The 12,140-nt window shown below is 63.8% G+C and carries 5 protein-coding genes and 1 tRNA gene; 4 read left to right on the top strand and 2 right to left on the bottom strand.

Translation table 11 applies throughout. The annotated features are described in order from the left end of the window. Window positions 1-244 precede the first annotated feature (244 nt). The 3 genes from gltB to pyk are packed head-to-tail and all read left to right on the top strand — an operon-like array spanning window position 245 to window position 7,868. Entirely contained in the window at window positions 245-4,858 is a 4,614-nt protein-coding gene (gltB, locus tag LFT43_RS08160) for a glutamate synthase large subunit (RefSeq protein WP_395802110.1), read from the top strand. After that, the gene (locus LFT43_RS08165) at window positions 4,851-6,308 is read left to right on the top strand and encodes a glutamate synthase subunit beta (protein WP_395802112.1); all 1,458 of its coding nucleotides are present in this window, start codon (window positions 4,851-4,853) and stop codon (window positions 6,306-6,308) included. Before gltB ends, LFT43_RS08165 begins: the two co-directional genes overlap by 8 nt. A 57-nt stretch (window positions 6,309-6,365) precedes the next feature. After that, the gene (gene pyk / locus LFT43_RS08170; protein ID WP_395802114.1) at window positions 6,366-7,868 is read left to right on the top strand and encodes a pyruvate kinase; all 1,503 of its coding nucleotides are present in this window, start codon (window positions 6,366-6,368) and stop codon (window positions 7,866-7,868) included. Window positions 7,869-8,082: 214 nt separating this feature from the next. Here the strand turns inward: pyk and LFT43_RS08175 are convergent, their stop codons facing one another. After that, complete coding sequence (locus tag LFT43_RS08175) at window positions 8,083-8,688, bottom strand: ANTAR domain-containing response regulator (protein ID WP_028266834.1); 606 nt, start codon at window positions 8,686-8,688, stop codon at window positions 8,083-8,085. A gap of 195 nt (window positions 8,689-8,883) precedes the next feature. On the opposite strand from LFT43_RS08175, the gene LFT43_RS08180 reads away from it, so the two are divergent. Further along, a tRNA-Leu gene (locus LFT43_RS08180) sits at window positions 8,884-8,965 on the top strand. Window positions 8,966-9,820: 855 nt separating this feature from the next. Here LFT43_RS08180 and LFT43_RS08185 read toward each other — a convergent pair. Continuing rightward, the gene (locus LFT43_RS08185; RefSeq protein ID WP_395802117.1) at window positions 9,821-12,124 is read right to left on the bottom strand and encodes a glycoside hydrolase family 3 N-terminal domain-containing protein; all 2,304 of its coding nucleotides are present in this window, start codon (window positions 12,122-12,124) and stop codon (window positions 9,821-9,823) included. Between the last annotated feature and the right edge of the window lie 16 nt (window positions 12,125-12,140).

Raw genomic sequence — 12,140 nt, forward strand, 5'->3', positions numbered from 1 at the left:
GGAACCGGGCTACCGCCCAGAGGCCCCCGGCCACAGCGTCGTGGCACCCTTGGCAGTCGCCCGGCAGCACACAGAGGCTCCGCGGTCAAGCTTGGGTCAGGGACAAGCGTAACTGTTCGTTGCGTCTTGCCCGCTGACCTACAATTTCAAGTAACTAGCGCTTTGTTATGCCCGTCACACGGCAGGCAAGGTGGGGCCAACGTTGTCCCTTCCATTCGCACGATCTCGAGGAAGGACGTCTTCAATGACCCATCTTCATAACCCAAGTTGGTCCGAAACAGTCGAACCGCAGGGTGCCATCTCGCCCTTCAAGCGTTTCGCCGCGCTCCCGGAGGCCCAGGGACTCTACAACCCTGAGCAGGAGAAGGACGCTTGCGGCCTGGCCATTATCGCCACCCTGCGTGGTGAACCCGGCTACGACATCGTGGAAGCGGCCCTGACTGCGCTGCGCAACCTTGAACACCGCGGCGCCGTCGGCGCCGACGAAGGCACAGGCGACGGCGCCGGCCTCCTGATGCAGGTTCCAGACGAGTTCTTCCGGGCCGTCGCCGAATTCGAGCTGCCCGCACCGGGCCAGTACGTCGTCGGCACCGCCTTCCTGCCGGCCGAAACCCGCGAAGCCGGGACCGCGAAGGCCGGCATCGAGGCGCTTGCAGTGGACGAGGGCCTGACGGTTCTTGGCTGGCGCGAGGTACCGGTGGTTGGGGACCTGGTCGGCGCCATGGCCCGTGCCTGCATGCCTTACTTCTCACAGCCCTTCTTTGCCTCCGCTACGGGCGAGGTGCTGGACCGCAACGAGCTGGACTCCCGCGCCTGGCGTATCCGCAAGCGCGCACAGAACAAGTTCGGCGTCTACTTCCCGTCGCTGTCCTCGCGCACCATCGTGTACAAGGGCATGCTGACCACCGCCCAGCTGGAGCCGTTCTACCCGGACCTTTCGGACAAGCGCTTCAAGACCAAGCTGGCGATCGTTCACTCGCGATTCTCCACGAACACCTTCCCCTCGTGGCCTCTCGCCCAGCCGTTTCGCACCATTGCCCACAACGGCGAAATCAACACCGTCAAGGGCAACCGGAACTGGATGCGGGCCCGCCAGTCCCAGCTCGCGAACCCCCTGCTGGGCGATTCACCCGAAGAGTTGTACCCCATCTGCACTCCAGGTGCTTCAGACTCCGCGTCGTTCGATGAGGTTGCTGAACTGCTCTGGCTTTCCGGCCGCCCCATCACGCACTCGATCATGATGATGATCCCGGAGGCCTGGGAAAACCATGCCACCATGGATCCCGCACGCCGCGCCTTCTACGAGTACCACTCGTTGCTCATGGAGCCGTGGGACGGTCCCGCAGCCGTGTCCTTCACCGACGGCAATCTTGTTGGTGCGACCCTTGACCGCAATGGCCTGCGCCCTGGCCGCTACTGGATCACCGAAGATGGCCTGATCGTCTTCGCCTCCGAAGTCGGCGTGATCGACGTCGAAGCCGCCAAGGTGGTCAAGAAGGGCCGCGTTTCGCCGGGCAAGATGTTCCTGGTGGACACCGAGGCCGGTCGGATCATCGACGACGCAGAGGTCAAGGCCGAGGTCGCCGCGGCGAATCCTTGGGCCGAGTGGGTCAAGGACAACCTGATCGACCTCAACGATCTCCCTGAGCGCGAGCACGTGCTTCACACCGCTGCGTCCGTGAACATCCGGCAGCGGACTTTCGGCTACACCACCGAGGAATTGAAGATCCTCCTGGGGCCGATGGCCCGCACCGGGGCCGAACCGCTCGGCGCCATGGGCTCCGACACCCCGGTTGCCGTGCTGTCCAAGCGCCCGCGTTTGCTGTTCGACTACTTCGTGCAGTCTTTCGCCCAGGTCACCAACCCGCCCCTGGACGCGATCCGCGAGGAGCTCGTTACCTCGCTGAAGTGCGCCATCGGTCCCAACGGCAACCTTCTCGACGTCGGGCAAGTGCGCCAGCCGCAGATCTCCCTGCCGTTCCCGGTGATCAACAACGACCAGCTCGCCAAGATCGCCAATATCGAAAACGCCGACGGCGACAAGGTCGCCATGAAGGTCCGAGGCCTCTACCGTCCAGAAGGCGGCGAAGCAGCCCTGCGCAGCCGCCTCACCGAAATCTGCGAGCAGGTTTCCGGCGCGATCAACCGTGGCGTGCAGTACATCGTACTGTCCGACCGCGATTCCAACGCGCAGTGGGCACCGATCCCGTCCCTTCTGCTCGTCAGTGCAGTGCACCATCACTTGCTCCGCAGTGCCAACCGCACCAAGACCGCCCTGGTAGTCGAGGCAGGCGACGTCCGCGAAACGCACCATGTGGCCGTGCTCGTCGGCTTCGGTGCATCCGCGGTGAATCCGTACCTGGCCATGGAATCCGTGGAGCAGCTGATCGGCACTGGCGAAGTAGTGGGTGTGACCCCGGAAGACGGCGTCTACAACCTCATCAAGGGCCTCGGTAAGGGCGTCTTGAAGATCATGTCCAAGATGGGCATTTCCACGGTGGCCTCCTACACTGGCGCCCAGACGTTCGAAGCCCTGGGCCTGTCCCAGGACCTCGTGGACGAATTCTTCTCCGGTACCCACTCCCAGCTCGGCGGGGTCGGCCTGGATGTCATCGCTGCCGAAGTTTCCGCACGCCACCAGATGGCCTACCCGGAAGGCGGCATCGAGCTCCCGCACCGCCCGCTGCTCGGTGGTGGCGAATACCAGTGGCGCCGCGACGGCGAACCACACCTGTTCAACCCGGAGACAGTGTTCCGCCTGCAGCACGCCACGCGCGAACGCCGCTACGACATCTTCAAGTCCTACACCAAGGGAATTGACGATCAGTCCGAGAACCTCATGACCCTCCGTGGGCTCTTGAAGTTCAAGGACAGCCTGCGCCCCGCAGTGCCGCTTGAGGAAGTCGAGCCCGTTTCCAGCATCGTGAAGCGCTTCTCCACTGGAGCCATGAGCTACGGCTCCATCTCCAAGGAAGCCCACGAAACGCTCGCAATCGCGATGAACCGGCTGGGCGCCAAGTCCAACACCGGTGAAGGCGGAGAAGACGTGGACCGGTTGCTGGATCCTGAGCGCCGCTCCGCCATCAAGCAGATCGCCTCGGGCCGTTTTGGCGTGACCAGCCTGTACCTGACCAACGCCGAGGACATCCAGATCAAGATGGCCCAGGGCGCCAAGCCCGGTGAAGGTGGCCAGCTGATGGCGCAGAAGGTGTACCCCTGGGTGGCCCGGACACGTCACTCGACCCCCGGCGTCGGGCTGATTTCTCCGCCCCCGCACCACGACATCTACTCGATCGAAGACCTCGCGCAGCTCATCTACGATGCCAAGCGGGCGAACCCGTCGGCACGCGTGCACGTGAAGCTTGTTTCCGAAGTCGGGATCGGCACGGTGGCCGCCGGCGTCACCAAGGCGAAGGCCGACGTCGTGCTCGTCTCAGGGCACGACGGCGGAACCGGCGCCTCGCCGCTGAACTCGCTCAAGCATGCCGGTGTCCCATGGGAGCTCGGCCTCGCCGAGACCCAGCAGACGCTGATGCTCAACGGGCTCCGCGACCGCGTCGTGGTCCAGGTGGACGGCCAGCTCAAGACCGGCCGCGACGTCGTCATTGCCGCTTTGCTGGGTGCCGAGGAGTACGGCTTCGCGACCGCGCCCCTGGTGGTTTCCGGCTGCATCATGATGCGCGTCTGCCACCTCGATACCTGCCCGGTTGGCGTCGCAACCCAGAACCCTGAGCTTCGTTCGCGCTTCAACGGCAAGCCGGAATTCGTGGTCAACTTCTTCGAGTTCCTTGCTGAGGAAGTCCGTGAACTGCTCGCCGAGCTTGGCTTCCGCAGCCTCGAAGAGGCCATCGGCCACGCAGAATTCCTGGACACCCGCGAAGCGATCGACCACTGGAAAGCCGAGGGGCTCGACCTCGACCCCATCCTGCACGGCCTCGAGTTCGACGACGACGTTCCCCTGCGGAACCTCACCGGTCAGAACCACGAGCTCGACAAGCACTTCGACCAGCGCCTCATCGGCATGGCCGCGGAGGCATTGAGCGACCGCACGCCCGTGAAGATCGCCGTCGACGTCATCAATACGGACCGTTCGGTGGGCACGATGCTGGGGCACGTCGTGACCAAGACGTTCGGCATCGATGTGCTCGCCACCGACACCATCGACATCACGCTGAAAGGCACCGCCGGGCAATCGCTGGGCGCTTTCCTTCCCGCCGGCATCACCCTTCGCATGTTCGGCGACTCCAACGACTACGTCGGCAAGGGCCTCTCCGGTGGACGCATCATCGTCCGCCCGGACCGCACCAACGTTTTCCAGGCCGAACGGAACGTCATCGCGGGTAACGTGATCGGCTACGGTGCCACGAGCGGAGAAATGTTCCTGCGTGGCCAGGTTGGCGAACGATTCCTGGTGCGCAACTCGGGTGCCACCGCCGTCGTCGAAGGCATTGGTGACCACGGTTGCGAATACATGACCGGCGGCCAGACGCTGATCATCGGCCGCACGGGCCGCAACTTCGGTGCGGGCATGTCCGGTGGTACCGCCTACGTGCTGGACCTCCAGTCTGCCAGGGTCAACAAGCAAGCCTTGGACACCGGTGAGCTGCAGTTGCTTGAGCTTGACGACGAGGACCGCACCATCGTCCACGGCCTCCTGGTCAAGCACCTGGAAGAAACCGAATCCGTCCTCGCAGGCCGCTTGCTCGAAAACTTCGACGACACAGCTGCCCGCATCACCAAAGTTCTGCCGCGGGACTACGCCGCAGTCCTGCAAACCCGTCTCGACGCCATCGAAGAGGGCCTTGATCCCGATGGCGAAGAAGTATGGTTTCGAATCCTGGAGGTAACCGGTGGCTGATCCACGCGGATTTCTGAAAGTCCGGCAGCGCGAGACGCAGCCACGCCGTCCCGTTCCTGTCCGCATCATGGACTGGAAGGAAGTCTATGAGGCCCAGGACAAGGGCGTGCTCAAGAGCCAGGCCGGCCGCTGCATGGACTGCGGCGTTCCGTTCTGCCACCAAGGCTGCCCCCTGGGGAACCTCATCCCTGAGTGGAACGACCTCACGTGGCGCGGCAAAGGCGAGGAAGCGATCGAGCGCCTGCACGCTACGAACAACTTCCCGGAGTTCACTGGACGTTTGTGCCCTGCGCCGTGTGAAGCATCCTGTGTCCTTGGCATCAACCAGCCCGCTGTGACCATCAAACAGGTTGAAGTTTCAATCATCGACGACGCGTTCGAAAACGGCTGGGTGCAGCCGCTTCCGCCGACGCGCCTCTCCGGGAAGACGGTCGCCGTCGTCGGCTCCGGACCTGCGGGGCTTGCAGTTGCACAGCAGTTGACGCGCGTCGGACACACGGTGGCAGTCTACGAGCGCGACGACAAGATCGGGGGACTGCTGCGCTATGGCATCCCCGACTTCAAGATGGAGAAGGAACAGGTCGACCGCCGCGTCGAGCAGATGAAGGCAGAGGGCACCCGGTTCCGTACCGGTGTGGCTGTCGGAAGCGACGTGACGTGGGAGCAACTGCGCCGCCGCTACGATTCCGTGGTGATCGCCACGGGCGCTACCGTGCCGCGCGATCTTCCCATTCCCGGCCGCCAGCTCGACGGCATCCACTTCGCCATGGATTACCTGGTGCCCGCCAACCGCGTGGTTGCGGGTGAGACCGTGGAAGGCCAGATCGATGCCAAGGGCAAGCACGTGATAATCCTCGGTGGCGGCGACACTGGCGCCGACTGCCTCGGCACGGCACACCGACACGGCGCCGCGTCTGTTACCACGCTTGCGATCGGCAAGCAGCCCCCGCTTGAACGTGCCTCGCACCAGCCATGGCCGACGTTCCCCACGCTCTTCGAGGTTGCCAGCGCACACGAAGAGGGCGGCGAACGCACATACCTTGCTTCCACCGTTGAATTTGTCGGAGAAAACGGCAAGCTCACAGGGGTCAAGGTCGCCGAGACTGAATTCGTGGACGGCAAGCGGCTGCCGAAGACCGGCACGGAACGCGTCATCCCGGCTGATCTGGTCTTGCTTTCGCTTGGCTTTACGGGCGCGGAACCTGCCGGTATCACCGAACAGGTCAGCGCAGAATTCGACGGCCGCGGCAACGTGGCCCGAGATGGGTATTACATGACCAACACCGAGGGCGTTTTCGTGGCAGGCGATGCCGGCCGCGGGCAGTCCTTGATTGTCTGGGCTATCGCCGAAGGCCGTGCCTGCGCTGCCGCCGTCGACAAGTACCTCATGGGCAGTACTATTCTTCCCGCACCGGTGGCTCCCACCGACCGGGCTATATCGGTCCTCTAAGGACCGGCGCACCACGCTTTCCCAACTCCAACCGCAGCACACTACTAGGGTAGGTATATGAGACGCGCAAAAATCGTGGCAACGTTCGGACCGGCAATTTCCAGCTTTGACAACACCCTCGCGGTGCTGGAAGCCGGCGTCGACGTCGCCCGCATGAACATGAGCCATGGCGACTACTCGGTACACGACACCACGTACGAGAACGTCCGCAGAGCCGCCGCCCAGCTTCACAAGCCGGTTGCCATCATGGCTGACCTGCAGGGCCCGAAGATCCGCCTTGGCCGCTTTGTCGACGGCCCCCACGAACTCGCTGTCGGTGACACGTTCACCATCACCACGGAAGACGTGCCGGGCACCAAGGACATCTGCTCCACCACGCTCAAGAGCCTGACCGAAGACGTCAACGTCGGCGATGCGCTGCTGATCGACGACGGCAAGGTTGCACTGCGCGCCATCGAGGTTGACGACGTCAAGGTGGTCGCCACGGTGACCGTCGGTGGCTGGGTCTCCAACAACAAGGGCATCAACCTGCCCGGCGTTGCCGTCAACGTCCCCGCACTGAGCGAAAAAGACGAGGACGATCTCCGCTGGGCCATGAGGCGCGGTGTCGACATGGTGGCTCTGTCCTTCGTCCGCGATGCGTCTGACATCAAGCGCGTGCACGAAATCATGGACGAAGAAGGCCGCCGCGTGCCGGTGATCGCCAAGATCGAGAAGCCGCAGGCCGTGGAGCAGCTCCACGAAATCATCGACGCGTTCGACGCCATCATGGTTGCCCGTGGCGACCTCGGCGTGGAACTCCCGCTCGAGGAAGTGCCGATCGTCCAGAAGCGCGCCATCGAACTGGCACGCCGCTGGGCCAAGCCGGTCATCGTGGCCACCCAGGTCCTTGAATCGATGATCGACAACCCGCGCCCGACCCGTGCCGAGGCTTCGGACTGCGCCAACGCAGTGCTCGACGGCGCCGACGCAGTCATGCTCTCCGGCGAGACCAGCGTGGGCAAGTTCCCGATCGAGACGGTCAAGACCATGGCCCGGATCATCGAGTCCACCGAAGAACACGGTCTTGAGCGCGTTCCTCCGCTCGGTACCAAGCCCAAGACACGCGGTGGCGCCATCACTCGTGCCGCCGTCGAAATCGCCGACCAGCTGGACGCAAAGTACATCTGTACTTTCACCCAGTCCGGCGACTCGGCGCGCCGCCTGTCCCGCCTGCGGCCCGTCAAGCCGGTTTTCGCCTTCACCCCGGTGGAGCACGTCTGGAACCAGCTGGCTCTGACCTGGGGCATCCAGCCCGTCCTGGTTCCCATGGTGGGCCACACTGACGCCATGACGGCCCAGGTGGACCGCAGCCTCCTCGAGATGAAGATTGTAGAGAACGGCGACCTTGTGGTCATCGCTGCCGGTTCGCCTCCCGGACAGGCTGGTTCCACGAACTCGCTCAAGGTCCACAAGGTGGGCGACCTCGCTGACACTTCCCGTGTGGAAGAGGCCGCAGCCCGCAAGGAAAAGCTCGGACCGTGGCCCGAAAAGAAGAAGAAGGCCAAGTCCAAGGCCTGATCTTTCCCGGATCAACTAGGGTGGCCCCGCCGTTTTGGCGGGGCCACCCTTTTTGGCAGCCTCCGGCAAGCTCGCTCTGGGCTCTGGGCTCTGGGCTCTGGGCTCTGTGCTCCGGGTGGTTCGGGGGCGGCGGAGGGCGCCGCGGCGTGTTTTCCGGGGACGACGAAGGGCGCCTGCAATCCCATTGGAAAGAAGACGCCCTTCGCGGCGGAGGCTAGTTGACCTGGTTGATTATGGTCTCGGCGACCTCACGCATGCTGAGGCGGCGGTCCATGGACGTCTTCTGGATCCAACGGAAGGCTTCCGGCTCCGTCAGGCCCATCTTGGTGGTCAGGAGGCTCTTGGCACGCTCTACGAGCTTGCGCGTGGCGAACTGCTCCTGGAGGTCGGACACCTCGTTTTCGAGGGCCTTGATCTCCTCGTGGCGGGACAACGCGATCTCGATGGCGGGGATCAGGTCGGCCGGCGTGAAGGGCTTGACGACATAGGCCATGGCCCCGGCGTCGCGGGCGCGCTCCACGAGTTCCTTTTGGCTGAAAGCCGTGAGGAGGACGACAGGAGCGATCCTGGCCTTGACGATCTTTTCAGCGGCCGAGATGCCGTCCATGACCGGCATCTTGACGTCCATGAGGACCAGGTCCGGCTTCAACTCCTCGGCCAGCTGAACTGCCTTCTCACCGTTGTCGGCCTCGCCGACGACGTCGTAGCCTTCGCCCTTCAGGATCTCGATGATGTCCAGGCGGATGAGGGTCTCATCCTCTGCGACAACTACACGGCGTGCCGGCTGGGATGCGGGCTTGGACTCCGTCTGTTCTGACACGGGATCTCCTTCAAGACGTACGGCGGGTTCATAACCATCTTAGTTGCACCCGGTCCTTGCGTATGATTTATTGCTCGGCCGAGCCGGTTCTGGAAAATAGCCTATCTGCATGTAGAGTAGTTTCGCGCACTGCAACAGGGAGCGTTGAAATCTGCAAAGACTTCGACGGCGGTTAGTCTTGTTCCAGTGTTCCGCGCCCGAGTGGCGGAATTGGCAGACGCGCCGCACTCAAAATGCGGTATCGAAAGGTGTGTGGGTTCGAGTCCCACCTCGGGCACAGTGTTGTCGCAGGTCAGGGGCCTATTTGGCCCCTGACTGTGCACAAATCAGCTTTTTATAGGCCCTTCGGGGCCGTTTTTGTTGGTGGCTGTGGCCTGGCGCCTCATTTCCTTGTGTTGGGCGGTAGGTCTGTGTTCTTGCTTCTTCATGGTTTGACGAGCTCAGGGCTACCTGACTTGCGAGGGTTCTGTGGTCAGGATTCAGCCCGGGGTCGGGTCAGTTGCCCGCAAGCTCTGGGTTGGGCTGCCGCCGGTAGCCCGGGTTGCCGCGGTTGGATGTGGCCTCGACGGGCTGCCCACCCGTAAAGGATGTCACCGTTCGGCTCCCTTATGGTTCAACGGTCGTTCCGCATTGACTCGGCTGTCTGTCGGTCTCGGGCGCCGGTCTGAGAGCGGAGCACGGCCGGGCATGAGGGGCCGGAGTGCAACTTGGGGGATCGGGAACGATCCAAAAGGTCGCGAGGAAATAAGCGACGCAGGAGCCCCGAACGAAGTTTTGTATTGGGACCGGCGCAAAGCGCCTTGGTTGCGCGCCGGACCCGCCCAGCAATGATGGGCCATCAGATCGACACACTGCGAGGACCAGTCCGGTCGCCCGTTGGGGTTGGGAGGAGCATCATGAACTGGAGCGTGACAGGATACCCCGTGAAATGGACAGCTGTTCCTAGGCTTGTCAATTGATCCCGGTCCCGGGAGCATCCGGCGATGGCCGTCCGTCCGAAGCAGTGGTTCTTTGTGCAAAATACATCCCCAATGCTACAGATGAACCATTAGGGCAATCTGTATCGTTGTAGTCCACCTAACCGCAGGATTCCCCCGAATCTACCGTTATCCAGACCTCCAAACGTTGGGTATCAGCCGTTGATCGTGAAGGATGCCCGGATGAGGTCGCGGTCCCGTGAACTGCTCCCGACGAGGAGTTCGAATGCGCCGGGTTCCAGGACTCGGTGGCCGTTGGCGTCGACGAGCGTGCAGTCGGAGGCGGGGATTGCGATCCTGACGTCGACGGATTCGCCGGGTGCGATTGTTGACTGGGTGAAGGCTTTGAGTTCCTTCTCGGCCCAGGTGACGCTGGTGACGGTGTCGCTGATGTAGGCCTGGATGGTTTCGGTGGCCGGCCGGCTGCCGGTGTTGCTGAGGGTCAGGGTCGCGTTGAGGGTTTCATGGGCGTGGAGGTGTGGGTTGTCGATGCGGAGGTTGGAGTAGCTCACGTTGGTGTAGCTGAGTCCTTCGCCGAATGCGAAGAGCGGTTCCTGGGTGAGGTCGGCGTATCGGGTGCCGTGTTGTCCGCGGATCTGGTTGTAGTAGACGGGGAGTTGTCCGGCGTGGCGGGTGAAGGTGATCGGGAGCCTGCCGGTGGGTTCGATGAGGCCGAGGATGAGTTCGGCGATTGCCTGGCCGCCTTGCATGCCAGGGTTGAACGCTTCGATGAGGGCCGCGGCGTTGAGCACGGAGTCGGGGAGGACTGAGGGTTTGGACTGGATGAGGACAACGATCACGGGTGTCCCGGTTTCGATGAGTCTTTCGATGAGTGCGGTCTGGGCGCCTTGGAGTTCCAGGGTCGCGGTGGAGCGTCTTTCCCCGGTGAGCGCGATAGTGTCTCCAACGACGGCGATGGTCCAGTCGGCGTCGCGGGCTGCGCGCACGGCGTCCTGGATCATTGCTTCATCGATCGTTGCCGGCTTGAACTGTTTGGGTCGCGGCTGACCGTCGGGGAGGGTGTCGCCTTCCGGGTCAGGTGCCAGGGACCCGATGTCGGCGCCGCGGGCATGTGTGATGGTCCAGGTGGCCGGGGCGAAGCGGCGGACTCCGTCGAGCACCGTGGTGATGAGATGGCGGGGGTGGCCGTCGGGCATCCAGCCGACCTGTCCGGAGTTCCCGGCCCAGTCGCCGAGCTGGGCGTGGGGATCGTCGGCATTGGGTCCGACGACTGCGATCGTGCGTTGGCGTTCCGTGGCTGCCCGGCTGTCGGGCCCGGTGGTGAGTCCGCCGTTGAGCGGAAGGGTGCCGTCGTTGCGGAGGAGCACGAGGGAACGGCGGGCCATTTCGGTGTTGAGTCTGGTGTGCTCGGGGCAGCCGACGACGGCGGCCTGCCGGGCCGGGTCGGGGGAGCGGGGGTCTTCGAAGAGACCGAGTTCGAATTTCAGGGTGAGGACGCGGCGCACGGCGTTGTCGATGAGGGTTTCGCGCAACCGGCCGTCGGCGACGGCTTCCTGGGCGGCGGTGAAGAACTGGGGTGTGCTCATGACCAGGTCGTTGCCGGCGTCGACTGCGACGGTGGCGGCTTCGGCATCGGTGGCGAAGACTTTTTGTTCCCAGACCATGCGGCCGACGTTGTCCCAGTCCGTGACGAGCGTTCCGGTGAAGCCCCATTCTTCCTTGAGGACGTCGTTGAGCAGCCAGCGGTTGGCGGTGACGGGGACGCCGTCGATGGCCTGGTAGCCGAGCATGAACGTCCGGCAGCCTGCGTGGACGGCTTTCTCGAACGGTGGCAGGAACCAGGACCGTAGTTTCCGCCGGCTGAGGTCGGCCTCGCTGGCGTCCCTGCCGCCCTGGGTTTCGGAGTAGCCCGCAAAATGCTTGGCGGTGGCAAGCACGGCGGTGGGGTCGGTGAGTCCGGTGCCTTGGTAGCCGCGGATCATCGCTGTTCCGAGTTCGCCGATCAAATGCGGGTCTTCGCCGAAGGTTTCGTTGACGCGGCCCCAGCGCAAGTCCCGGCTGATGCACAGCACGGGGGAGAAGGTCCAGTGCAGCCCGGTGGCCGCGATTTCGACGGCGGCGGTCCTGGCCCCGCGTTCGACGAGGTCCGGATCCCAGGTGCTGGCCATGCCCAGTTGGGACGGGAAGATGGTGGCGCCGGGCCAGAAGGAATGGCCGTGGATGCAGTCATCGGCCATCAGGAGCGGGATTTGCAGGCGAGTCCTGGCGACCAGTGCCCGGGTATCGATCATCGCCTGTGGTGAGGCGTGCAGCAGGGATCCGGCCAGCTTGTCGAGGACGAGTTCTTCGACGCCGCCGCGGGCGTCAAGCTGGAGCATCTGTCCGACTTTCTCAGCGAGCGTCATCCGGGCCAGAAGGTCCTGGACTCTTTCGGGAACGGAAAGGGCCGGGTCCTTGTATGGTGTCGCGGCGTCGAGCGGAATGGTTGTTGAGTTCACGGGCGCGGGTCTGCCT

The organism is Arthrobacter sp. FW306-04-A (genome assembly GCF_044358315.1).
GTDB lineage: Bacteria > Actinomycetota > Actinomycetes > Actinomycetales > Micrococcaceae > Arthrobacter.

Excerpts from the sequence above, each read along its gene's own strand:
- gltB (WP_395802110.1), top strand. The coding sequence starts at position 245 with ATGACCCATCTTCATAACCCAAGTTGGTCCGAAACAGTCGAACCGCAG.
- pyk (WP_395802114.1), top strand. The coding sequence starts at position 6,366 with ATGAGACGCGCAAAAATCGTGGCAACGTTCGGACCGGCAATTTCCAGC.